Below are 23,878 nucleotides of genomic sequence, written 5' to 3'. Positions count from 1 at the left end.
TATCCGCCCGTGTCCGCATCCTGCTCTGGCTGCTCGTGGTGATGACCGTCGCGCTCACCGCCGTCGCGGCCACCACGCGCTCCGTCCTGCTGCGCGATGTCGACCACCGCATCGACCGGCTGCTCGCGCAGGAGACCGCGGAGTTCACCAACCTCGCCCGCGAAGGGGTCGACCCGCACACGGGCGAGAAGTTCACCGCGCCCGACCCCCTCCTGCGGCTCTTCCTGTCCCGGCAGTACGCCGACCCCGACGAGGAACTCCTCGGCCTGGTCGGCCGCCCCGGCAAGGCGCCCGCGAAGAAGGAGCAGTCACGCGAGACGCGGATCGGCCATCCGCTCGCCGAGGACACCGCCGCCCTGCGCACGGTCTTCGAGTCCCCGGACGCGACCGGCACGCTGCACCGCGACCGCGGCGAGGTCCGCTGGGCGAAGGTGGAGATCGCGGCGAGCGCGGGACATCCGGCGGCGGCGTTCGTCGTGGCCTTCCATCCGGCGGGCGAACAGGCCAAGGCGGGCGACGTGTTCACCATGCTGCTCGCCATCTCCGGGGTCGCGCTCCTGATGACGACGGGCATCGGCTGGGCCGTCGCCGGGCGCATCCTCAAGCCCGTACGCCTGGTGCGCACGACCGCCGCTCAGCTCACCGAACAGGATCTGACCCAGCGCATCCCCGTCCAGGGGCGGGACGACATCGCCGCGCTCGCCGAGACGTTCAACGGCATGCTCGACCGTCTGGAGCGCGCGTTCGCCGCGCAGCGCGAGTTCGTCGACGACGCCGGGCACGAGCTGCGCACACCCATCACCATCGTGCGCGGCCATCTGGAGCTGATGGGCGACGATCCGGGCGAGCGCGAGGAGACCGTCCGGATCGTGATGGAGGAACTCGACCGGATGAGCCGCATCGTCGAGGACCTCCTTCTCCTCGCCAAGGCCGAACGCCCCGACTTCGTCACCCCGGAGCCGGTCCAGCTCGCCGAGCTGACCGCGGACGTCTTCGTCAAGGCGCGGGCGCTCGGCGACCGCGACTGGAAGCTGGCCGAAGTGGCCGACGGCGAGAGCGCCCTCGACCCCCAGCGCATCACCCAGGCGATGGTGCAGCTCGCCCAGAACGCCGTCCAGCACACGGTCCCCGGCCAGCGCATCGGCATCGGCTCGCGCAGCACGGCGGGCCGGATCGAGCTGTACGTGGCCGACAGCGGGCCCGGCGTCCAGGCGCAGGACGCCGCGGTGATCTTCGAGCGGTTCCGGCGCGGCACCGCACGCCGCGGCGCCCGCGCCACCGGCGCCGGACTCGGCCTCGCCATCGTGCGGGCGATCGCCGAAGGGCACGGCGGCCGGGTCGAACTGCGGCCCACGGCGTCGGGCTCCGGCGGCGCCACCTTCGTACTCGTACTGCGGGAACAGGAGCCAGGACAGCCATGAACAACCGGATTCTCATCGTCGAGGACGAGGAGCGCATCGCCTCCTTCGTCGAGAAGGGCCTGCGCTCCAACGGCTTCACCACCAGCGTCGTCGGCGACGGCGAAGCGGCCTACGACTACGCCCTGACCGGCAGCTTCGACCTGGTCGTCCTGGACATCGGCCTTCCGGGCAAGGACGGCTTCACGGTCCTGCGGCAGTTGCGCGAGGCCCGCGTGTCCACACCGGTCATCGTGCTCACGGCACGCGACTCGGTACGGGACACGGTGGCGGGCCTCGAAGGCGGCGCCGACGACTGGATGACCAAGCCGTTCCGCTTCGAGGAGCTGCTCGCGCGGGTGCGCCTGCGGCTGCGCACGGCCGCGCGGGCGCCGGAGGTGACGGTGCTGCGCAGCGGGGAGCTCTCGCTGGATCTGCGCACGCGCAGGGCGCGTTCGGGCGAGCGGACGGTGGATCTGACGGCACGTGAGTTCGTGCTGCTCGAACTCTTCCTGCGCCATCCGGGCCAGGTGCTCTCGCGGGAGCAGATCCTGTCGCACGTGTGGGGCTACGACTTCGACCCCGGGTCCAACATCGTCGACGTGTACGTACGGGCGCTGCGCAAGAAGCTGGGCGCGCAGCGCGTGGAGACGGTACGCGGGATGGGGTACCGCCTACCGGGGTGAGGTGTGGCCTCCCGGGTGAATTTCCTTTCATCCAGGGCTCATTGAGGGCTCACGGCCGGGCCCGAGGCTTCTCGTGTGACCCTGAATCCCCGCCAAGCCATCACCCTGTGCATCGCGCTGAGCCTGTGCGCGCTGCTGGTGGTGCCCGGCAACTTCCCCGGCCTGAGCTCAGACGCGCGGCTCACCCTCGCCGTGTTCGCGCTCGCCACCTGTGCGTGGATCGGTACGCCGATCGACGACACGTACATCGCGCTCGGCGCCGGACTCGCGCTCACCGCGACCGGGGTGATCAGCAGCGACACGCTCTTCGGCACCCTCGGTGACGAGACCGTCTGGCTGCTGATCTGCGCCTTCGTGCTCGCGGCCGCGGTGGCCCGCAGCGGACTCGCGGGCCGGGCCGCGGCCTTCCTCGTCAGCGGGGCGCGCAGCGTACGGCAGTTGACGCATCTGACGACGGCCGCCCTGGTCGTCACGGCCTTCGCGGTGCCCGCCACGTCGGGCCGCGCCGCGCTCGCCCTGCCCGTCTTCCTCGCCCTCGCCAAGGTCCTGGCCGACCGCAGGCGCCTGGTGGTGATGCTCGCCCTGCTCTTCCCGACCGTCATCCTGCTCTCCGCGGTCGCGACCCTCATCGGCGCGGGCGCGCATCTGATCACGGTGTCCGTGCTGTGGGAGGCCACCGGGGAGCGGATCGGCTTCACGCAGTGGATGCTGCTCGGCCTGCCGCTCGCCATCGCCTCGTCCCATCTGGCGGCGGAGACCGTCCTGTTGACGACGACACGGCGGGCCGACCGCAAGGGCCCGGTCCACATCACTGTCGAGCAGCTCCAGGAGCACAGCGAGCAGCCGGTGACCGGAGCCTGGGAGCCCGCCGAGACCCGCTGCGCCCTCCTGCTCGCCACGGTCGTCGCCCTCTGGTGCAGCGAGCCGCTCCACCAAGTGCCGCCCGCCGTCGTCGCGTTGATCGGCGCGGTCGTCGCCTCCTCCCCCGCTCTTGGCACCGTACGTCTGAAGGACGCCCTGAAGACGGTGCCGTGGTCGCTGCTGCTCTTCATGGCCGCGACCATGGCGATGGGTGTCGCGCTCGCCGAATCGGGGGCGGCGAAGTGGCTGGTGGGCGGGGTCCCGCTGGATGTGCCGCCCTGGCTCTTCCTGACCGTCGTCGTGGCGGTCAGCACGGCCGCGCACCTGATCCTGCAGTCCCGCTCGGCCCGCTCCTCCGTCCTGGTCCCGCTGGTCGTCGCGGCGGCCGTCGGCGCGGGCGTCAACCCGGTCGCGGCCGCCCTGGCCTCCACGGCGGCCGCCGGCTTCTGCCACACCCTGCCCGCGTCCGCGAAGCCCGTCACGCTCTTCGCCGACATTCCCGGCACCCCCACCTACGCCCCGCGCGACCTGCTGCGCCTCTCCGCGGTCCTGGCGCCGCTGACCGCCGCGCTCGTCCTGCTCTTCGCCGTCGCGCTCTGGCCGCTGCTCGGCGTGCCCGTTCGCTGAGCGCTGTGCTGGAACGTCATCTGCGGGGCCGGTGGGGGCTGGTCGCGCCGTTCCCCGCGCCCCTTCGGGGCGCTCCCCCTCGCCCATCCGTTCCCTCTGCCGTGGAGACCCTCATGCTGACCCGTTTCGCCATCGCCCCCAGCGGCTTCAAGGAGTCCCTGTCCGCGCAGTCCGCGGCCGAGGCCATCGCCGAAGGGGTACGCCGCGTCGTCCCGCACGCCGAGACCGACCTGATCCCCCTGGTGGACGGCGGCGAGGGCACCGCGCGCGCCCTGGCCACCACGGGCGGCGGCCGCCTGGTCGCGCTGCCCGCCACCGGTCCCGTCGGCCAGCGGATCGGCACGCACTTCGCGCTGCTCCCCTCCGGCACCGCCGTCGTCGAGATGGCCGCGGTCGCCGGGCTCTCGCTGGTCCCGCGCGATCTGCGCGACCCGGGCGCCACCACGACGTACGGCGTCGGCGAGCTGATCCGTGCCGCACTCGACGCGGGCGCACGCCGCATCCTGGTCGGCTGCGGCGACTCCGGTACGTCGGACGGGGGCGCGGGGGCGCTCCAGGCGCTCGGCGCCCGGCTCCTGGACGCGGACGGCTGGGAACTGCCGCGCGGCGGGCGGGAGTTGGGCCGCCTGAGCCGGATCGACCCCTCGGGCCTCGACCCCCGCCTGAAGGACACCGAGATCCGCGTCGCCTGCAACCCCTTCAACGTCCTGACCGGCGAGCGCGGCGTCGCCCGCGTCTTCGGCCCCCAGAAGGGCGCGACCCCCACGCAGGTCGAACAGCTCGCGGCGGCCCTTGAACACTGGGCGCACATCCTGACCCGCGACCTGCACGTCACGGCGGATCTCTCCCAAGGCCCCGGAACGGGTGCCTCCGGCGGTCTCGGCGCCGGCCTCGCGGCGCTCGGCGCCCAGCTCCTGCCCCGCTTCGACGTCCTGCTCGACCACCTGGACCTGGACGCACGCCTGGCCCGCGCCGACCTCGTCGTCACGGCCGAGGGCGCCCTGGACCACCAGACGCCACGCGGCAAGATCCCCGCCGAAGTAGCCAGGCGCGCCAAGCGGTTCGGCCGCCCGGTCCTGGTCCTCGCGGGCACGATCGGCCAGGGCGCGCACCACGTACGGGCGGAGGGCGTGGACGCCTACAGCGCGATCCTGCCCGCGCCGGTCTCGCTCACCGAGGCGCTCGGCCGGGGCGGCGAATTCCTCACCGACGCGACCGAGCGGGCCCTGCGGATGATCGTGCTGGGCTCACGCCTGAAGGGCAGGCCCAAGGCTCAGGCGGCCGTGGTGTCCGGGACGCAACGCCCGTCCTCCGTGCGGTAGTTCCAGCGCGCGCCGTCCGCCACGAGCTCCTTGACGGCGCGCACGAAGCGCTCCACGTGCTCGTCCGGGGTGCCCGCGCCGAAGCTGACGCGGATGGCGTTCAGGGACTTCTCGCCGGGCGCGGCCTCGGGGGCACCGCACTCGCCCTGGGTCTGCGGGTCGCTGCCGAGCAGGGTGCGCACCAGCGGGTGGGCGCAGAAGAGACCGTCGCGTACGCCGATGCCGTACTCGGCGGAGAGCGCGGCGGCGAAGTGCGAGCTGTTCCAGCCCTCGACGACGAAGGAGATGACGCCGACGCGCGGCGCGTCGTCGCCGAAGAGCGAGAGCACCTTCACGGCGGGCACGTCGGCGAGGCCCTCGCGCACCTTCGCGATGAGGTGGCGCTCACGGGCGACGAGCTCGTCGAAGCCCGCCTCGGTCAGCGCCTTGCAGGCGGAGGCGATCGAGTACACGCCGATGACGTTCGGCGAACCGGCCTCGTGCCGCGCGGCGGTGTCGTGCCACTCGACGTCCACGCCGCCGTCGCTGCGCCGCGCGACCTTCCGCGAGGCGCCGCCGCCCGCGAGGTACGGCTCGGCGGCCCGCAGCCAGTCGGAGCGGCCCGCGAGGACGCCCGAGCCGAAGGGCGCGTACAGCTTGTGGCCGGAGAACGCGACCCAGTCGACGTCCAACTCGCTGATGGAGACCGGGTGGTGGGGCGCGAGCTGCGCGGCGTCCAGGACGATGCGGGCGCCGTGCGCGTGGGCCGCGGCGGCCAGCTCCTTGACCGGCCACAGCTCACCGGTGACGTTCGACGCGCCGGTCACGCAGACCAGGGCGGGCCCGTAGGGGTCGCGGTCGGCGAGGGCGCGCTCCAGGGTGGCGACGGCCTGGTCGGGGGTGCGCGGCGCGTTCAGGTACGTCACGCGGGCGTCGCGCCAGGGCAGGAGCGAGGCGTGGTGCTCGGTCTCGAAGACGAAGACCTGGCAGTCGGCCGGGAGGGCCGCGGCAAGCAGATTCAGCGAGTCGGTGGTCGAGCGCGTGAAGACGACCTGGTCGTCCTCGCGGCAGCCGAGGAACTCGGCGACGGTGACCCGGCTGTTCTCGAAGAGGTCGGTGGAGAGCTGCGAGAGGTACCCGGCACCGCGGTGCACGCTGCCGTAGTACGGCGCGTACGCGGCCACGTCGTCCCACACCCGCTGCAGCGCGGGGGCGCTCGCCGCGTAGTCGAGCGCCGCGTAGGTCACCTCGCCGCCGGTGACGAGCGGCACGGTGACGTCACGGCCGAGCACCGGCAGCGGCGCGGCACAGCAGGGGTCGGCGGACTCGGCGGAGGCGGCGGCGGAGTCGGTGGTGGTGGCGACGATGCGTGCGGACATGGCGAACTCCCGTGGGAAGGCAGGCGAGTTCACTGCAAGGGCGCCGTCACGGCGCTGCAGTGATGAAGAGAAAAGGGGGTGCGGAAAAGGGGCCGGAAAGCCCTATCGCATTCGCTTGCTCACGAGACTGCTCCCTTGAGGACCAGGACCCCAGGGTTCGCAGGGGTCCGCGCTTGCCATGGACCTTGCTGTCCACGGCCTGGTCTTCACCCGGGGCACCCCGCCACGGACGGAGGGTTGCCGGACAGCGAGCCGGGGCCTAATCGCTGTCACTCATGACCTGCGCAGCATCTTGCCACACGATCTTCCCGGTGCCCACCGCAGTCCGGGATCCGGACTGCGGTGGGCACCACATTCACCTGTTGCTGGCCGACACCCAGCGCTCAAGGGCCTTCTTCGCGGCCCCGGAGTCGATCGACTCGGCCGCCTGCGCGATGCCCGCGCGGATCTGCTCCACGAGGCTCCCCTCGCCCGGCGAGAGGGCCACCAGGGCCGCCGCCGAGTTGAGCAGCACCGCGTCCCGCACGGGCCCGGTCTCGCCGTCCAGGAGGCGCAGCGCCACCTCGGCGTTGTACGAGGCGTCGGCGCCCCGCAGCGCCTCCACGGGGACGAGGTCGATGCCGACGTCGCGCGGGTCGAAGGACTCCTCGCGCACGGCGCCGTCCCGCACGACCCAGACCCGGGAGGTCGACGTGGTCGTCAGCTCGTCGAGGCCGTCGTCACCGCGGAAGACGAGGGAGGAGTGCCCGCGCTCGGCGAAGACCCCGGCCACGATCGGCGCCATCCGCGCGTCGGCCACACCGACGGCCTGGGAGCGCACCCGGGCCGGGTTCGTCAGCGGACCCAGGAGGTTGAACACGGTCCTGATCCCCAACTGGCTGCGCGCACCGCCCGCGTACCGCAGCGCCGGGTGGAACTTCACCGCGAAGCAGAAGGTGATCCCCGCCTCCTCCGCGACCTCGACGACCCGCCGCGGGGTGAGCTCAAGATTCACGCCGAGCTTCTCCAGCACGTCGGAGGCGCCGCTGGCCGACGACGCGGCGCGGTTGCCGTGCTTGACGACCTTCGCGCCCGCGCCGGCGATGACGATCGCGGACATCGTGGAGATGTTGACGGTCTTGGCACCGTCACCGCCCGTGCCGACGATGTCGACGGTCCGCCCCGGCACCTCGATCACGTTGGCGTGCTCGTACATGGTGCGTACGAGACCGGAGATCTCCTCCACGGTCTCGCCCTTGGCCCGCAGCGCCACGACGAAGCCGGCGATCTGCGCGTCGGTGGCCTCGCCCCGCATGATGCGGTCCATCGCCCAGGCCGTGTCGTCGGCGCTCTGGTCGGTCCCGTCGAGCAGGCCGTTCAGCACACCCGGCCAGGAACGGGCCGCCGCGGTATTGCCTCCTGCGGGGGTCACAGCGCTCATAGCCGCTCCTGGGTTCGTCAGCGTAGGAAGAAAGCATCCCGGTACATGGGGACGGGACCACCTTATCCAGCCCGGGGGACGGCAAAGAGCCCCGTCCATGCACTGGATGCAGGGGACGGGGCTCTCGCCGTGGCGACCTCGGGTCAGAACGTCGGAGCGTTCGGAGGATCAGTGGTGGCCGTGGCCGCTCGTGATCTCCTTGTACTCCTCGGTGGTGGGCTTGGGGATCTGGTTGTCCTCCCCGTAGTAGCCCTTGCTGAGCTTGGCCCGGAGCTTCTGCGAACCGGTCACCTTGCGCTCGACGCCGTTCTCGTCGACCGAGGGGCCGATCTCGACCGGCGCGTACTGCTCGTGCGCGGTGAGCGTGTGCAGCTGCTCCTGGCCCAGCGGCTCGTGGACCTCGATGAACTCACCGTGCGGCAGGCGCTTGATGATGCCCGACTCGCGGCCGTGCAGGACCTTCTCCTTGTCGCGCCGCTGCAGACCCAGGCAGATCCGCTTGGTGGCGATGAAGGCGAGGACCGGTGCCACGAAGAAGGCGATGCGCACGAACCAGGTGATCGAGTTGATCGACAGGTGGAAGTGCGTGGCCCAGAGGTCGTTTCCACCACCGACGAGCAGCACGAAGTACCAGGTGATCCACGCGACGCCGAACGCCGTGCGGGTCGGGACGTTGCGCGGGCGGTCCAGGATGTGGTGCTCGCGCTTGTCGCCGGTGACCCAGGACTCGATGAACGGGTAGACCGCGATCGCGACCAGGACCAGCGGGAAGATGATCAGCGGGATGAACACGCCCAGGACGAGCGTGTGACCCCAGGCGTTGATCTCCCAGCCCGGCATGACACGGATCAGACCCTCGGAGAAGCCCATGTACCAGTCGGGCTGGGCTCCGGTGGAGACCTGGTCGGGACGGTAGGGACCGAGCGCCCAGATCGGGTTGATCGTGGCGATCGCCGAGATGGCCGCGATCACGCCGAAGACCAGGAAGAAGAACCCTCCGGCCTTCGCCATGTAGACCGGGAGCAGCGGCATGCCGACGACGTTCTTGTTCGTCTTGCCGGGGCCCGCGAACTGCGTGTGCTTGTGGTAGAAGACCAGGATCAGGTGCGCCACCACGAGGCCGAGCATGATGCCCGGCAGCAGCAGGATGTGCACCGAGTAGAACCGGGCCACGAAGTCGCCGCCGGGGAACTCCCCGCCGAACAGGAACATCGACAGGTACGTGCCCACGATCGGCACGGACAGGACGGCGCCCTGCATGAAGCGCACACCGGTACCGGAGAGCAGGTCGTCAGGGAGCGAGTAACCGGTGAAGCCGGTGAACATGCCGAGGACGAACAGCAGGAACCCGAAGACCCAGTTGACCTCGCGGGGCTTGCGGAAGGCACCCGTGAAGAAGACGCGCATCATGTGCACGAACATCGCCGCGAGGAAGATCAGCGCCGCCCAGTGGTGGATCTGCCGGATCAGCAGACCACCGCGCACATCGAAGCTGATGTGCATGGTCGAGTTGAACGCCTCGGACATCAGCTGGCCCTGCAGCGGGATGTAGCTGCCGTGGTACTCCACCTCGTTCATCGACGGGTGGAAGAACAGGGTCAGGTACACACCCGTGAGGATGATGATGATGAAGCTGTAGAGGCAGATCTCACCGAGCATGAAGGACCAGTGGTCCGGGAAGATCTTGCGCATGTTGGCCTTGGCCAGGGAGTAGATCCCCAGGCGGCCGTCTGCCCAGTCGGCGACCCGCTCACCGGCGGGCGCGTCCTTCTTGCGCGTATCAGTCGTCGTAGTGCTCATCCGCGCTCCCAGAATGCAGGACCGACAGGCTCAGCGAAGTCGCCGAGCGCCTCGAGGTAGCCCTCTTCGTTCACGGCGATGCGCAGCTGCGGCAGCGCGTGACCGGCCGGGCCGAAGATCACTCGGGCACCGTCGGAAAGGTCGAAGGTGGACTGGTGGCACGGGCAGAGGACGTGGTGCGTCTGCTGCTCGTACAGGGAGATCGGGCAGCCGACGTGGGTGCAGATCTTCGAGTACGCGACGACACCGTCGTGCGACCACTCGAGCTCCTGCTTGTCCTTGATGTTGTCCGGCTGGATCCGGACGATCATCAGGGCCGCCTTGGCGATCTCCTTCTGGAAGTCGTGATCGTGCTCCTCCAGGCCCTCGGGCTTGGCGAAGGTCAGCGAACCGACCTGGATGTCCGACGGACGCAGCGGCTCGTTCGTGTTCATGTTCACGAGCAGCTTGCCCTTGGACCACAGCGTGTGCCGCAGCTTGTCCTCGGGCAGCGGACCGAGGTCGCGCAGCAGGACGACGCCGGAGAGCGGCACCATGGCAAGCGCGCCGAACATCGTGTTGCGGATCAGCTTGCGCCGGCCGAACTGCGACTCCGCGGCACCGGCCTTGAAGTCGGCCATGACCTTGGCCTTGACCTCGGGCTCGGCCTCGATGGGGTGCCGCTCGTCGGCGACCTCCACGTCGGACATCAGGGTGCGGGCCCAGTGGACCGCGCCCGCGCCGATGCAGAAGAGCGCGAGACCCAGGGTCATGCCCAGGGAGAAGTTCAGCGCGCTGATGTGACCGATCGGGAAGATGTAGACGCGCTTGTCGACCGGGAACGACACGAACGAGGCGATGAAGCCGATCGTGGCGAGCATCGAGAGCGTGAACAGGAAGGCGACCGCACGCTCGGAACGCCTGGCGGCCCGCTCGTCGATGTCCTGGACACGATGCTCGTGGGGCGGAAGCCCCGGGTCGGCGAACGGGTTCTCGTCCGCGACAGCCACCGAGCCGTGCTCGGTCTCCTGCACGCTGGGCAGGTTCTCTTCTGATTTCTCTTGGCTACTCATGACTTCTTGGCCTTTGCGGTCCGAGCGGCGACCCACACGGCGACCGCGATCAGCGAGCCGAGACCGAAGATCCAGCCGAACAGGCCTTCACTGACCGGACCCAGGCCACCCAGCTTCAGACCGCCAGGGCTCTCGGTCTGCTCGCCGTTGACCGCGTCGAGGTACGCGATGATGTCCTTTTTGTTCTTCTCCGGCATGATCGTGTCGGGGAAGGACGGCATGTTCTGCGGGCCGGTCTGCATGGCCTCGTAGATGTGCTTCGGGGAGACATCCTCCAACGAAGGAGCGAACTTGCCCTTCGTCAACGCGCCGCCCTCACCGGTGAAGTTGTGGCACTGCGCGCAGTTGGTGCGGAACAGCTCGCCACCCTTGGCGATGTCCGCCCCGTCCGGGCTGTACTGCTTCTCGGTGGGGATGGTCGGGCCCGCGCCCAGCGAGGCGATGTACGCCGCGAGCTGGTCGATCTGGGCCTGGTTGTAGATGGCCTTCTTCTTCGGCGCCTGGGCGCCCGGCTGCTGCAGCGGCATACGGCCGGTGCTGACCTGGAAGTCGACGGCGGCTGCGCCGACGCCCACCAGGCTAGGACCGTCGGTGGACCCCTGACCGCCGGTTCCGTGGCAGCTGGAGCAGCCCACGGAGTACAGCTTCTTGCCCTCGTCGATGGCGAGGGACTGGGCGGTGTCGTCGGCCTGCGCCTTGTCCGCGGGTGCGAACGCGGCGTACAGCCCCCCGGTGGCCGCCAGCGCGAGGAGTAGGACGACGACCGCCGCCAACGGGTGGCGTCGTCGTGCGGAGAGCTTTTTCACGGATTACCCCGGTGTCAGGATCTTCAGCGTCGATGCTTCTGGAATGAGTCGGACGTCGGGCCCTGCTGGGCCCGGACCCGTTTACTTGATCATGTAGATCGTGGCAAAGAGACCGATCCAGACAACATCGACGAAGTGCCAGTAGTAGGACACGACGATGGCTGCGGTCGCCTGCTCATGGGTGAACTTCCTGGCCGCATACGTCCTGCCGAGGACCAGCAGGAAGGCGATCAGACCGCCTGTCACATGCATGCCGTGGAAGCCGGTGGTCAGGTAGAAGACCGAGCCGTACGGGTCGGACGAGAGCGAGAGGCCCTCGTGCTTGACCAGCTCGGTGTACTCGTACACCTGACCGCCGATAAAGACCGCACCCATGATGAAGGTGACGATGAACCACATCCGGAGCTTCTTCACGTCACCACGCTCGGCGGCGAAGACGCCGAGCTGACAGGTGAGGGAGGAGAGCACCAGGATCGTGGTGTTCGTCGCCGAGAACGGGAAGTTCAGCGCGGACGCCATTTCCTTCCAGTGCTCAGGACCTGTCACCGATCGCAGGGTGAAGTACATCGCGAAGAGGGCCGCGAAGAACATCAGCTCGGAACTCAGCCAAATGATGGTTCCGACGCTGGTGAGGTTCGGCCGATTGACCGGCGGGTGCGCGTGCCCGGTATCTACTGTCGTTGCTGTCGCCACGACCGACATTATGTCGGTCGCTTATCCCGCCCTCACCCCGGGGGGTGCCGTTCGGAGTGTCTGCGGGGTGTGTCCTGCCCGTATGGCCCATCGAAGGGCTGTCCGAACCGCTGTTGACGGGGTGTCCGGAGGAGTAGCATCCGCGCATCGGCCCCTGGCCGAGAGCCCCTCAACGAAGCGGAGGAACAATGCAGCCGACCGCCACGGTGCTGGTCTACAGCGACAACGCGAGCACCCGCGAGCAGGTCCGGTTGGCCACCGGACGCAGGCCGGCGGCGGACGTTCCCGCGGTCGAGTTCATCGAGTGCGCGACGCTGCCCGCCGTGCTGAAGGAGCTCGACCGGGGCGGCATCGACGTCTGCGTCCTGGACGGCGAGGCCACGCCCGTCGGCGGCATGGGCGTCTGCCGTCAGCTCAAGGACGAGATCTTCCACTGCCCGCCCGTGCTCCTGCTCATGGGACGCCCGCAGGACGCCTGGCTGGCCACCTGGAGCCGCGCGGAGGCCGCCGTGACCCTTCCGGTCGACCCGGTCGAGTTCGCGGACTCCCTGGCCGCCCTGCTGCGCGACAGGCTGGCCGTCCAGGCCTGACGGCACGACAGAAGGCCCCGTGCCTCGGCACGGGGCCTTCTGTGCTGTTCTGTGCTCTCTGCGGAGCTGCTAGACCTGCGGCCGCAGCCGGGCCGCGTCGAGGGCCGTGGGGCCTTCCTTGGCGCCGCCCAGCAGGGCGCTGCCGTCCCGCCAGTCCTTCCAGTCGACGTTCCAGTCGCCGAAGCCGTTGCCGAACGGGTCCATGTCCGCGCCATAGCTGTTGACGACCTTCACGATGTCGCCCTGCCGGACGGTCTCGTAGAACCAGGCGGCGTCGCCGGTGCTCATGCCGGTGCAGCCGTGGCTGGTGTTCGCGTAGCCCTGCGAACCGACCGACCAGGGCGCGGCGTGCACGTACTCACCGGAGTCGGTGACCCGCGTCGCGTAGTAGACCATCTTGTCGTAGAAGTCCGATGCGCCGATGCTGGCACTGGTCATACGTACGGAGTACTCCTTGCCCAGCACCACCTTGACGCCGTTGCGCGTGGAGTAGCCGGGCTTGCCCGTCGTCACCGGCATGGAGTTGATCTCCTCGCCGTTGCGGTAGACCGTCATGTAGTGCGACCCCGCGTCCGTGACGGCCTCGATGCGGTCGCCGATGGACAGCTTCAGCGGCTTGGCGTCGCCGCCCCAGAGCCTGTCGCGAACCTTGATGCCCTCGAGGTTGCTCCGTACGTTGATGGTCGCGCCCGTGGGCCAGTACTCCTTGGGGCGGTAGTGCAGCGTCTTGCTGTCCACCCAGTGCCAGGCGCCGTTCGTGGCGGGCTGCGTGTCGACCTTCAGCGCGCGCTCCACGATGGCCCGCGCCTTCTTGTCCTTCACCTTGGCGCTGAGCTTGGCCGTGACGGGCTGGCCGACGCCGTACTTGCCCGAGTCGGGGCCGAAGGTGACGTCGAGGCGCTTCTTCTTGGTCGGGACGCCTGTGTCGAAGTTCATGACCTTGCGGCCCGGCGACCCTTCCTCGTCCTCGGTGCTCACCCGCACCGTGTAGTGCGCGCCGGCCGCGAGGGGCGCCGTGCTGTGCCAACGGGCGCCGTCGGCGGCGAGTTCACCGGCCACGTACCGCCCCATCGCGTCGGTGGCCGTCACATCGGTGATGCGCCCGTCCTCGCCCTGGGCGGTGACCTCCAAGGGCTTGTCCGGATCCGCCTTCTGGCTGCCCGCCGGGCTGTTGAAGGCGATCTGGCCTGCCGCGTCGTACGGCTTCGCCGAGAGCGGATGGCCGTCGGAGCTGCCGCACGCCGTGGTTCCCACCCCGAGGGCGGCCACCAGCATGGAGCAGCTCAGTACCGTGCGGATTCGCGGTGAGTGGCTCATGAACACACGGTATGAAGGTTCATCGGCTCTGGCGCGCCGAGTGACCCGTCCGAGTGTCGAGCGGTGTCAAGCGCGACACGCCGAAGGGCCCGGACACTCCGTCAGGAGGGTCCGGGCCCTTCGGTGAAGCGGGAGATCACAGACTCACTGGGTCTGGTTCTCGCCCCGGTAGTACTCGAAGACCCAGCCGAAGAGGCCGATCATCAGGATCGGGAACGAGAAGTACAGCAGCCACCAGCCGAAGACGACTCCCATGAAGGCGAGCGCGCCACCGATGGCCAGCGAGAGCGGCTGCCAGCTGTGCGGGCTGAAGAAGCCCACCTCGCCGGCCTCGTCCGCTACGTCGGCCTCCTTGTTGTCCTGTGCGGCCGCGTCGACACGCCGGGCCGTGAAGGCCAGGTAGTAGCCGATCATGATGCACAGGCCGAAGGCCAGGAACAGCGCGGTCGTACCGGCCGGCTCCTTGGACCACCAGCCGTAGACGATCGCCATGGCGAGCACGAAGACGCTCAGCCAGATGAACATCTTGCCTTGGACCTTCACTTGCCGGCCTCCTTGCCGCCCGCGAGCGCCTTGTCACCGTGGCCGCTGTTCTCGAGCTGGTCGAGAGCCGCGATCTCAGGGTGATGCAGGTCGAACGCCGGGGATTCGGAACGGATCCGCGGCAGGGTGAGGAAGTTGTGCCGCGGCGGCGGGCAGGACGTCGCCCACTCGAGCGAGCGGCCGTAGCCCCACGGGTCGTCGACCTCGATCTTCTTGCCGTACTTGGCGGTCTTCCAGATGTTGTAGAAGAACGGCAGGATCGACAGACCCAGCAGGAACGAGGCGATCGTCGAGATCGTGTTCAGCGCGGTGAAACCGTCGGCCGCGAGGTAGTCCGCGTAACGACGCGGCATGCCCTCGGCACCCAGCCAGTGCTGCACCAGGAACGTGCCGTGGAAGCCGATGAACAGCGTCCAGAAGGTGATCTTGCCGAGCCGCTCGTCCAGCATCTTGCCGGTGAACTTCGGCCACCAGAAGTGGAATCCGGAGAACATCGCGAAGACCACGGTGCCGAAGACGACGTAGTGGAAGTGCGCGACCACGAAGTACGAGTCCGAGACGTGGAAGTCCATCGGCGGCGAGGCCAGGATGACGCCGGTCAGACCACCGAAGGTGAAGGTGATCAGGAAGCCGACGGCCCAGAGCATCGGTGTCTCGAAACTCAGTGAGCCCTTCCACATCGTTCCGATCCAGTTGAAGAACTTCACGCCTGTTGGGACAGCGATCAAGAACGTCATGAAGGAGAAGAACGGTAGGAGCACGCCACCGGTGACGTACATGTGGTGCGCCCACACGGTCACGGAGAGACCCGCGATGGCGATCGTCGCGCCGATCAGGCCCATGTAGCCGAACATCGGCTTCCGGGAGAAGACCGGGATGACTTCGGAAATGATTCCGAAGAATGGCAGCGCGATGATGTACACCTCTGGATGGCCGAAGAACCAGAAGAGGTGTTGCCATAGCAGCGCGCCGCCATTGGCCGCGTCGAAGATATGGGCACCGAATTTACGGTCCGCCTCCAGGGCGAACAGCGCGGCGGCCAGAACCGGGAAGGCCAGCAGGACCAGAACCGCGGTCAGCAGGACGTTCCACACGAAGATCGGCATCCGGAACATCGTCATGCCAGGAGCGCGCATGCAGATGATCGTGGTGATGAAGTTGACCGAGCCGAGGATCGTGCCGAAGCCGGAGAAGGCCAGACCCATGATCCACATGTCGGCGCCGATACCCGGCGAGCGGACGGCGTCCGACAGCGGGGAGTAGGCGAACCAGCCGAAGTCGGCCGCACCCTGCGGGGTGAGGAAGCCGGCCACCGCGATGAGCGAGCCGAAGAGGTACAGCCAGTACGCGAACATGTTCAGCCGCGGGAACGCCACGTCGGGCGCGCCGATCTGCAGCGGCATGATCCAGTTCGCGAATCCGGCGAACAGCGGCGTCGCGAACATCAGCAGCATGATCGTGCCGTGCATCGTGAACGCCTGGTTGAACTGCTCGTTCGACATGATCTGCGAGCCGGGACGAGCGAGTTCGGCGCGCATGAAGAGCGCCATGACGCCGCCGATGCAGAAGAACGCGAACGACGTGACCAGGTAGAGCGTGCCGATCGTCTTGTGGTCGGTGGTCGTCAGCCACTTGATGACCACAGCGCCCGGCTGTGCGCGCCGTACCGGCAGCTCGTTCTCGAATGAGTCTTCTGCTGCCGCGGCACCCTGAGGTTCGTTGAGGATGCTCACAGGTTGTTCGTCTCCCGGTTCTTCTCGTGCTTCGTCTGCTCGATGCCGGCCGGGATGTAACCGGTCTGGTTCTTCTTCGCCAGGTCCTCGAGGTGCTTCTGGTAGCGCTCGGGGGAAACGACCTTGACGTTGAAGAGCATCCGGGAGTGGTCGACACCGCAGAGCTCGGCGCACTTGCCCATGAAGGTGCCCTCCTTGTTCGGAGTCACCTCGAAGGCGTTCGTGTGGCCCGGGATGACGTCCTGCTTCATGAGGAACGGCACCACCCAGAAGGAGTGGATGACGTCACGCGAAGTCAGCACGAACCGGACCTTCTCGCCCTTGGGGAGCCAGAGGGTCGGGCCGGGGTTGCCGTTCTGCGGGTTCCGCTGGCCGGGCGTACCGACGTCGTAGACGCCGCCGGCGTTGGACGGGAACGCATCGCGGAACTTGTCCGGGATGGCCTCCAGCTCCTTGGCCGTCTTCGCGTCGTCCTTGTTGGAACCCGGCACGTCCTCGATGTAGTTGAAGCCCCAGCTCCACTGGTAGCCGACCACGTTGACCGTGTGGGCGGGCTTGTCCTCCAGAGCGAGGAGCTTCGTCTCATCACGGGCCGTGAAGTAGAAGAGCACCGAGACGATGATGAGAGGCACCACCGTGTAGAGCGCCTCGATGGGCATGTTGTAACGCGTCTGCGGAGGTACCTCCACCTTGGTGCGGCTGCGCCGGTGGAAGATGACACTCCACAGGATCAGACCCCAGACCAGCACGCCCGTGGCGAGCGCTGCCGCCCACGAGCCCTGCCAGAGGGAGAGGATCCGTGGAGCCTCTTCCGTTACGGGGGTGGGCATACCAAGGCGGGGAAAGTCCTTGTATGTGCAACCGGTGGCGGTTGCAAGGATCAGGCCCGCAGTCAGCACCTGCGGCAGCTTCCGCCGCATCGGGCGCCGCGACGAGCGGTCGGAGCCGTTGGGACTCACGTAGCGCCTTCCCGAGAGTCTCGGCCCGCGCTTCGGCTGCGGCCTTCTCGGTGGTCGGTCGCCGCCCTGCGGCGGGCAGGGGTTTGGATGTTTATGCGGGCCAAACCTTACTGGACGCTATTTGGGGTCGCGCGGGGAGGGTGCCTAACGCGCCGCGGGTCACTCGGGAGGGTGGGCCCCCCGCCGTCCACTCCTTTCTGACGGGGGGTCGGGCGCCCAGTAACTCGGCGGGGTCTCTTGCTTTGCGGCCGCGGGTTCGTCGTGGCTTGTCGCGCAGTTCCCCGCGCCTCTTCGGGGCGCTCCCCCGGAGTGCTTCCTCGGGCGGACGTTCTAGCGTTGCCCTGTGCCCTACTTCGATGTCGCCTCCTCCGCTCCCCTCCACCCCGTGGCCCGGCAGGCGCTGCAGGCCTCGCTCGACGAGGGGTGGGCCGATCCCGCGCGGCTCTATCGGGAGGGGCGGCGGGCCCGGCTGCTGCTCGATGCCGCGCGGGAGGCCGCCGCCGACGCGGTGGGCTGCCGCCCCGACGAGCTGTCCTTCACCTCTTCCGGCACCCGGTCCGTGCACTCCGGGATCGCCGGGGCGCTCGCGGGGCGTCGGCGTGTCGGGCGGCATCTGGTGGTGTCGGCGGTCGAGCACTCCTCGGTGCTCCATGCGGCGGCGGCCCTCGAAGCCGACGGGGGGACGGTGACGGAGGTCCCGGTGGACCGCGCCGGTGCGGTGCCGTCGGCCTCGTACGCCGCTGCCCTGCGCCCCGACACGGCGCTCGCCTGCCTCCAGTCCGCCAACCACGAGGTGGGCACGGAGCAGCCGGTGGCCGATGTCGCTTCGGCGTGTCGCGCCGCCGGGGTGCCGCTCCTGGTGGACGCGGCGCAGTCGCTGCCGTGGGGCCGGGTGGGCGGGGAGTGGTCGCTGCTCGCCGCGAGCGCCCACAAGTGGGGCGGGCCCGCGGGCGTGGGGCTGCTCGTCGTGCGCAAGGGGGTGCGGTTCGCCCCGCAAGGCCCGGCCGACGAGCGGGAGTCGGGGCGCGCCCCGGGCTTCGAGAACATCCCGGCGGTGGTCGCCGCCGCGGCCTCGCTGCGCGCCGTGCAGGCCGAGGCCGCCGAGGAGGGCGCACGGCTGCGGGAGTTGACGGAGCGGATCCGGGCGCGGGTGCCGGGCCTTGTGCCGGACGTGGAGGTGGTGGGCGATCCGGTGCGGCGCCTGCCCCACCTGGTGACCTTCTCGTGTCTCTATGTCGACGGGGAGACCGTGCTGCACGAGCTGGACCGGGCCGGGTTCTCGGTCTCCTCCGGCTCCTCCTGCACCAGCTCGACGCTGACCCCCAGCCACGTCCTGAAGGCGATGGGCGTACTGAGTGAGGGCAACGTCCGGGTGTCACTCCCACGGGGGACGCAGGAAGCTGACGTCGAGCGTTTTCTGGACGTGCTGCCGGGCGTGGTGGCCGGAGTGCGCGAACAACTGGGCGCTCCCGAGGCGCCGACGTCGGGCGCCGAGTCCGCTTCCCTCGTCGTCGACGCGCTCGGCAAGCGCTGCCCGCTCCCCGTCATCGAGCTCGCGAAGGTCATCGGGGACGTGCCGGTGGGCGGCACCGTCACGGTCCTCGCGGACGACGAGGCGGCGCGGCTCGACATCCCGGCGTGGTGCCAGATGCGGGGCCAGGAGTACGTGGGTGAGGAGCCGGCGGACCACGGCGCTGCCTATGTGGTCCGCCGGAGCTCCTGACTAGACCAGGTGGGCCTGGACCTCGGACGCGGCCTCATGGCCGTACGCCTTGGTGAAGCGGTCCATGAAGTTGCTGCGCTGGAGCTCGTACTCCTGGGTGCCGACGGTCTCGATGACCAGGGTGGCGAGCATGCAGCCGACCTGCGCCGCGCGCTCGTGGGAGACGCCCCATGCCAGGCCCGACAGGAAGCCGGCGCGGAAGGCGTCGCCGACGCCGGTCGGCTCGACCTTCGCCTCTTCCTCGGGGACGCCGACCTCGATCGGGTCCTGGCCCGTGGACTCGATGCGCACGCCGCGCGAGCCGAGGGTCGTCACGCGGTGGCCGACCTTGGAGAGGATCTCCGCGTCGCTCCAGCCGGTCTTGGACTCGATGAGCCCCTTCTCGTACTCGTTCGAGAAGAGGTAGGTGGAGCCGTCGAGGAGCGTGCGGATCTCGTCGCCGTCCATGCGCGCGATCTGCTGGGAGAAGTCCGCGGCGAAGGGGATCTCGCGCGTGCGGCACTCCTCGGTGTGGCGCATCATCGCCTCGGGGTCGTCCGCGCCGATGAGGACCAGGTCGAGACCGCTCACGCGGTCGGCCACGGTCTTCAGTTCGATCAGGCGGGCCTCGCTCATGGCACCCGTGTAGAACGACCCGATCTGGTTGTGGTCGGCGTCCGTCGTGCACACGAAGCGGGCCGTGTGCAGCGTCTCGGAGATGCGGACCGATGCCGTGTCCACGCCGTGCCGGTCGAGCCAGGCGCGGTACTCGCCGAAGTCCGAGCCCGCGGCTCCGACCAGGATCGGGTCGGTGCCGAGCTGGCCCATGCCGAAGCAGATGTTGGCGGCGACGCCTCCCCTTCGTACGTCTAGGGCGTCGACCAGGAAAGAGAGAGAAACCGTGTGCAGCTGATCCGCGACCAGTTGGTCGGCGAAGCGGCCGGGGAAGGTCATCAGGTGGTCGGTGGCGATGGAGCCGGTGACTGCGATACGCACGACGGCATGCTCCTGTGGAGGAGAGGCAAGGGATTGACAGTTCACGCTACCGGGTCAGGGCACCCTCGCTGAAGAGGCCAAACTACCCGTTAGTAGGTCTTTTTTCGCGAGGTGTGCGATGCGTACGGTGCGGATATGGCCGTTATCTCGAAGCATGTCGTCACCGCACGTCCCGTCGAGCTGCCCTCCGAACCCCCGGAGAACATGGAGACCCTGCGCGGCGACTGCGCCCGCATGGCCCCGCACTGGGTGACCCCCGCGGCCGCCCGGCCCGCCCCGGTGTCGCCCGCGCTGATCCACGGGGTCAGCGTCCCGCCCGCCTCCGCCCGGCTGATCGACGGCATGTCCGAGTACGGCGACTGAGCAGCGGCGACCGCGCAGCCGCGACGGAGACGAGGGCCGGTCGGCGCACCGGCCCGGAGGTATCGGCGCGCGCCGAGGGAACCGCGCGCTCCCCCGCTGCGTCCCACCGCTGTCCCCCGTAAAGGGGACGCGGAATACGAACGAGGCCCACACACGGGCCTCCAGGGACAGCAGTGCAGTCGAAGGAGCGATGCGGTGAGCACCGAGCGATCCGGTAACGACGCGGCCGAGCAGCACCGGCGGCGTTCCCGCCTCGCCGTCGCGTCGGTGGCGGCCACGGTGCTGCTCGTCGGTGGCGGCGGGGCCTACTTCGCCGCGACCGCGTCAGGCGGCAGCGGCGGCAACGGCAACGGCAGTTCTCCCGCCGGCGACAGCGGCACTCCCCCGCCGCTCGCCCTCGACGGACACACGGACGGCGACCGGCAGGAAGGCGGCACCGAGGGCATCGCCCCGGGCGAGCCCGACCCGAACGGCGCCACCTACCGCGCCGAGGGCAAGCTGCCCGACGGCCCCGAGTCGGCGCCCGTCTACCACGCGCGGGGCACGGTCAGCCAGGACCAGGTCATCGATCTCGCCAAGGCGCTCGGCGTCACGGGGAAGCCCACCTCGCAAGGCGGCGCCTGGAAGATCGGCCCCACCAAGGACGGCTCCGGGCCCTCGCTCCAGGTGGGCAAGCAGGCGCCGGGCACCTGGACGTTCACGCGGTACGCCACCGGCGGCAGCGACAACTGCCCGAAGGGCAAGCCCTGTTCGGAGACGTCCACCGCGCCGAACGGCGAGGGTGACGCGGTCGGCGAGAGCGCGGCGAAGAAGGCCGCGGCGCCGGTCCTGAAGGCCGTGGGCCAGGACGACGCGAAGCTGGACGCCCGCCAACTCATGGGCGGCGTACGGGTGGTGAACGCCGACCCGAAGGTGGGCGGACTCCCGACGTACGGCTGGTCGACCGGCATCCAGGTCGGCTCGGACGGCCAAGTGGTCGGCGGCAGCGGCCAGTTGAAGGCGCCGGAGAAGGGCCACACGTACCCGGTGATCAGCGCCGGCGAGACCCTGGAGCAGCTCAACAAGTCGGGCGGCGGCGACGGCCGCGTAGGCATCGGCGGCTGCGCGTCGGCGGTGCCGAACGCCGACGGCGACACGGCGGACAGCTCGGAAGGCTCGGGCGGCCCCGCGGGCGACGACCGGACGAAGGCGCCCTGCGAGGAGCCCTCCTCCGCGCCTCCGAAGCCGCAGCCGGTCACGGTCAAGGACGCCACGTTCGGGCTCGCCGTGCACTTCGTGGACGGGCGCCAGACGCTCGTGCCCGCCTGGCTGTTCGACGTGAAGCCGCAGGGCGCGAAGGACTCCTTCACGGTGACGCACCCGGCGGTGGAACCGAAGTTCCTCACCTCGCCGAGCACGCCGTCCCCCACCCCGACGCCCACCGAGCAGCCGGGCACGGGCCAGCAGGACCCGCCCTTGCACGTGGAGTCCTACAGCGCGGACGGCAAGTCCCTGACGGTGCACTTCTGGGGCGGCGTGTGCAGTGACTACGCCGCGTCGGCCGACGAGAGCAAGGGCAGCGTGCGCGTGAAGGTGACCGAGACCCACAAGAAGGGCGAGGTCTGCATCATGATCGCCAAGGAGTTCACGGAGACCGTGACCCTGGACGAGCCGCTGGGCGACCGCAAGGTCGTGGACGCGGAGGGCGGCGCGACGGTGCCGCGCAAGTAACTCCCCAGCCATACGAAGGCGGCCCCCGAAGTTCTTCGGGGGCCGCCTTCGTATGTACGGATCTAGCTGAACGAGTCGCCGCAGGCGCAGGAGCCCGTGGCGTTCGGGTTGTCGATCGTGAAGCCCTGCTTCTCGATGGTGTCGACGAAGTCGATGGAGGCGCCGCCCAGGTACGGAGCGCTCATCCGGTCGGTGACGACCTTCACGCCGTCGAAGTCCTTGACGACGTCGCCGTCGAGCGAGCGCTCGTCGAAGAACAGCTGGTAGCGAAGGCCCGAGCAGCCGCCGGGCTGAACGGCGACGCGCAGCGCCAGGTCGTCCCGGCCCTCCTGCTCAAGAAGGCCCTTGACCTTGCCCGCGGCGGCGTCGGACAGGAGGATGCCGTCGCTCACGGTGGTGGTCTCGTCCGATACGGACATCTGCTTCTCTCCCGGGTTGTACGGAGACTGCTTGCCGACGGTTGCAACCGGCGGGGCCGCGGATTCATTCCGGGCCGAGTGCTGTGTCTCTCGGCTGTCGGTCCCTTCATGCTCGCACATGCCGCCTCGCGGGGCATCGGCCCGTCGAAGGCGAACGCGTCACATCGACACGATGGCCATCGTCAAACTGACGTGAAGCGGTTATGATAGATAACGTCAATTAGACGAAAAGCTCCCGGTGCAAGCACCGGCTCCACTGGAGCGGCTGTCGCCGCGCTCATTAATTTCGAAGAAAGGGTGCGTGTCTCGTGACCACCGCCCAGCCCCCCGTGGACCTCGACGTCCAGCCGACGCCGCTCGCCCTGCTGCTGCTCGGCCGCGAGGCCGACCCCAGGAGCGAGCGCGGCGTGGAGTGCCCCGGCGATCTGCCGTCGCCCTCCGACCCCGACCTGGTCGAGCGCGCCCGTGCCGCCAAGGAGAAGCTCGGCGACAAGGTCTTCGTGCTCGGCCACCACTACCAGCGCGACGAGGTCATCCAGTTCGCGGATGTCACCGGCGACTCCTTCAAGCTGGCCAAGGACGCGGCCGCCAAGCCGGAGGCCGAGTACATCGTCTTCTGCGGCGTGCACTTCATGGCCGAGTCCGCGGACATCCTGACCACCGACGACCAGAAGGTCGTCCTGCCCGACCTGGCCGCCGGCTGCTCGATGGCTGACATGGCCACCGCCGAGCAGGTCGCGGAGTGCTGGGACGTGCTGACCGAGGCCGGGATAGCCGAGCAGGTCGTGCCCGTCTCGTACATGAACTCGTCGGCCGACATCAAGGCCTTCACCGGCAAGCACGGCGGGACGATCTGCACCTCGTCCAACGCCAAGCGCGCCCTGGAGTGGGCCTATGAGCAGGGCGAGAAGGTGCTGTTCCTTCCCGACCAGCACCTCGGGCGCAACACCGCGGTCCGCGACATGGGCTTCTCGCTCGACGACTGCGTCCTCTACAACCCGCACAAGCCGAACGGCGGCCTGACCGTCGAGCAGCTGCGGGACGCGAAGATGATCCTGTGGCGCGGGCACTGCTCGGTGCACGGGCGCTTCTCGCTGGAGTCCGTGGAGGACGTGCGCGCGCGGATCCCCGGCGTCAACGTCCTGGTGCACCCCGAGTGCAAGCACGAGGTCGTGGCCGCGGCGGACTACGTGGGCTCCACGGAGCACATCATCCAGACCCTTCAGGCGGCCCCCGCCGGTTCCAAGTGGGCGATCGGGACCGAGCTGAATCTCGTACGGCGCCTGGCGAACCGTTTCGCCGCCGATGACAAGGAGATCGTCTTCCTCGACAAGACGGTCTGCTTCTGCTCGACCATGAACCGGATCGACCTGCCGCACCTGGTCTGGGCGCTCGAATCCCTCGCCGAGGGCAAGCTGGTCAACCAGATCGAGGTCGACCGCGAGACCGAGCAGTTCGCGAAGCTGGCGCTGGAGCGGATGCTCGCGCTGCCGTAGGGCCGCTTGTTCTTCTGCGGTAAGGGGC

Annotated in this window: 21 protein-coding genes and 1 riboswitch; of the genes, 9 read left to right on the top strand and 12 right to left on the bottom strand. The window is 69.3% G+C overall.

What is annotated here, in order from left to right; translation table 11 throughout:
* The first annotated feature begins 41 nt into the window (after positions 1-41).
* The 4 genes from M4V62_RS30370 (at position 42) to M4V62_RS30355 (ending at position 4,893) form a co-directional block, all read left to right on the top strand.
* Entirely contained in the window at positions 42-1,421 is a 1,380-nt protein-coding gene (locus tag M4V62_RS30370; protein WP_249593079.1) for a sensor histidine kinase, read from the top strand.
* A complete protein-coding gene (locus tag M4V62_RS30365; protein ID WP_249590374.1) occupies positions 1,418-2,083 on the top strand; it encodes a response regulator transcription factor in 666 nt (221 codons plus the stop codon). Before M4V62_RS30370 ends, M4V62_RS30365 begins: the two co-directional genes overlap by 4 nt.
* A gap of 75 nt (positions 2,084-2,158) precedes the next feature.
* Positions 2,159-3,571 carry an SLC13 family permease gene (locus M4V62_RS30360; RefSeq protein WP_249590373.1) on the top strand — a complete coding sequence of 471 codons (1,413 nt, stop codon included), beginning with the start codon at positions 2,159-2,161 and terminating at the stop codon, positions 3,569-3,571.
* Between the two features lie 113 nt (positions 3,572-3,684).
* Positions 3,685-4,893, top strand: coding sequence for a glycerate kinase family protein (locus M4V62_RS30355; protein ID WP_249590372.1), 1,209 nt, complete (start codon positions 3,685-3,687; stop codon positions 4,891-4,893).
* Here the strand turns inward: M4V62_RS30355 and M4V62_RS30350 are convergent.
* The 6 genes from M4V62_RS30350 to ctaE form a co-directional block, all read right to left on the bottom strand.
* On the bottom strand, positions 4,845-6,251 hold the full coding sequence (locus M4V62_RS30350; RefSeq protein ID WP_249590371.1) for an aminotransferase class V-fold PLP-dependent enzyme: 1,407 nt from the start codon (positions 6,249-6,251) through the stop codon (positions 4,845-4,847). The two genes, M4V62_RS30355 and M4V62_RS30350, sit on opposite strands and share 49 nt — an antisense overlap.
* Positions 6,252-6,415: 164 nt before the next feature.
* Positions 6,416-6,532, bottom strand: a riboswitch (SAM riboswitch).
* Between the two features lie 74 nt (positions 6,533-6,606).
* Entirely contained in the window at positions 6,607-7,671 is a 1,065-nt protein-coding gene (gene trpD, locus M4V62_RS30345) for an anthranilate phosphoribosyltransferase (RefSeq protein ID WP_249590370.1), read from the bottom strand.
* Positions 7,672-7,839: 168 nt separating this feature from the next.
* A complete protein-coding gene (gene qcrB, locus M4V62_RS30340; RefSeq protein WP_249590369.1) occupies positions 7,840-9,471 on the bottom strand; it encodes a cytochrome bc1 complex cytochrome b subunit in 1,632 nt (543 codons plus the stop codon).
* A complete protein-coding gene (qcrA, locus tag M4V62_RS30335; RefSeq protein ID WP_249590368.1) occupies positions 9,468-10,523 on the bottom strand; it encodes a cytochrome bc1 complex Rieske iron-sulfur subunit in 1,056 nt (351 codons plus the stop codon). Before qcrA ends, qcrB begins: the two co-directional genes overlap by 4 nt.
* Complete coding sequence (gene qcrC / locus M4V62_RS30330; RefSeq protein ID WP_249590367.1) at positions 10,520-11,329, bottom strand: cytochrome bc1 complex diheme cytochrome c subunit; 810 nt, start codon at positions 11,327-11,329, stop codon at positions 10,520-10,522. The genes qcrA and qcrC overlap by 4 nt, the downstream gene beginning before the upstream one ends.
* A gap of 81 nt (positions 11,330-11,410) precedes the next feature.
* Positions 11,411-12,031: an aa3-type cytochrome oxidase subunit III gene (gene ctaE, locus M4V62_RS30325; RefSeq protein WP_249590366.1), complete on the bottom strand. Its 621-nt coding sequence runs from the start codon at positions 12,029-12,031 to the stop codon at positions 11,411-11,413.
* Positions 12,032-12,210: 179 nt separating this feature from the next.
* Between ctaE and M4V62_RS30320 the strand changes: the two genes are divergently transcribed.
* The gene (locus M4V62_RS30320) at positions 12,211-12,612 is read left to right on the top strand and encodes a DNA-binding transcriptional response regulator (protein ID WP_249590365.1); all 402 of its coding nucleotides are present in this window, start codon (positions 12,211-12,213) and stop codon (positions 12,610-12,612) included.
* Positions 12,613-12,681: 69 nt separating this feature from the next.
* Here M4V62_RS30320 and M4V62_RS30315 read toward each other — a convergent pair whose 3' ends face one another.
* The 4 genes from M4V62_RS30315 to ctaC all read right to left on the bottom strand — a co-directional run bounded on the left by M4V62_RS30315 (position 12,682) and on the right by ctaC (position 17,164).
* Positions 12,682-13,929 carry a L,D-transpeptidase gene (locus M4V62_RS30315; protein WP_249590364.1) on the bottom strand — a complete coding sequence of 416 codons (1,248 nt, stop codon included), beginning with the start codon at positions 13,927-13,929 and terminating at the stop codon, positions 12,682-12,684.
* Positions 13,930-14,073: 144 nt separating this feature from the next.
* Positions 14,074-14,472 (bottom strand): cytochrome c oxidase subunit 4, encoded by a 399-nt coding sequence (locus tag M4V62_RS30310; protein WP_249590363.1) that lies wholly within the window; start codon positions 14,470-14,472, stop codon positions 14,074-14,076.
* A complete protein-coding gene (gene ctaD, locus M4V62_RS30305) occupies positions 14,469-16,205 on the bottom strand; it encodes an aa3-type cytochrome oxidase subunit I (RefSeq protein WP_249590362.1) in 1,737 nt (578 codons plus the stop codon). Before ctaD ends, M4V62_RS30310 begins: the two co-directional genes overlap by 4 nt.
* Complete coding sequence (gene ctaC, locus M4V62_RS30300; protein WP_249590361.1) at positions 16,202-17,164, bottom strand: aa3-type cytochrome oxidase subunit II; 963 nt, start codon at positions 17,162-17,164, stop codon at positions 16,202-16,204. Before ctaC ends, ctaD begins: the two co-directional genes overlap by 4 nt.
* A gap of 343 nt (positions 17,165-17,507) precedes the next feature.
* Between ctaC and M4V62_RS30295 the strand changes: the two genes are divergently transcribed.
* Positions 17,508-18,887 (top strand): cysteine desulfurase/sulfurtransferase TusA family protein, encoded by a 1,380-nt coding sequence (locus tag M4V62_RS30295; RefSeq protein ID WP_249590360.1) that lies wholly within the window; start codon positions 17,508-17,510, stop codon positions 18,885-18,887.
* Here M4V62_RS30295 and M4V62_RS30290 read toward each other — a convergent pair whose 3' ends face one another.
* Positions 18,888-19,862: a carbohydrate kinase family protein gene (locus M4V62_RS30290; protein ID WP_249590359.1), complete on the bottom strand. Its 975-nt coding sequence runs from the start codon at positions 19,860-19,862 to the stop codon at positions 18,888-18,890.
* A gap of 135 nt (positions 19,863-19,997) precedes the next feature.
* Between M4V62_RS30290 and M4V62_RS30285 the strand changes: the two genes are divergently transcribed.
* Both M4V62_RS30285 and M4V62_RS30280 read left to right on the top strand, forming a co-directional pair.
* Positions 19,998-20,225: a hypothetical protein gene (locus M4V62_RS30285; RefSeq protein ID WP_249593237.1), complete on the top strand. Its 228-nt coding sequence runs from the start codon at positions 19,998-20,000 to the stop codon at positions 20,223-20,225.
* Between the two features lie 195 nt (positions 20,226-20,420).
* Entirely contained in the window at positions 20,421-21,935 is a 1,515-nt protein-coding gene (locus tag M4V62_RS30280) for a hypothetical protein (RefSeq protein ID WP_249590358.1), read from the top strand.
* A gap of 62 nt (positions 21,936-21,997) precedes the next feature.
* Here M4V62_RS30280 and M4V62_RS30275 read toward each other — a convergent pair whose 3' ends face one another.
* On the bottom strand, positions 21,998-22,354 hold the full coding sequence (locus tag M4V62_RS30275; RefSeq protein WP_249590357.1) for a HesB/IscA family protein: 357 nt from the start codon (positions 22,352-22,354) through the stop codon (positions 21,998-22,000).
* Between the two features lie 308 nt (positions 22,355-22,662).
* Between M4V62_RS30275 and nadA the strand changes: the two genes are divergently transcribed.
* Positions 22,663-23,850 (top strand): quinolinate synthase NadA, encoded by a 1,188-nt coding sequence (nadA, locus tag M4V62_RS30270; RefSeq protein ID WP_249590356.1) that lies wholly within the window; start codon positions 22,663-22,665, stop codon positions 23,848-23,850.
* The last annotated feature ends 28 nt before the right edge of the window (positions 23,851-23,878 follow it).

This window comes from Streptomyces durmitorensis, assembly GCF_023498005.1.
Lineage (GTDB): Bacteria > Actinomycetota > Actinomycetes > Streptomycetales > Streptomycetaceae > Streptomyces > Streptomyces durmitorensis.
This window is presented reverse-complemented; position numbering and strand designations above follow the sequence as displayed.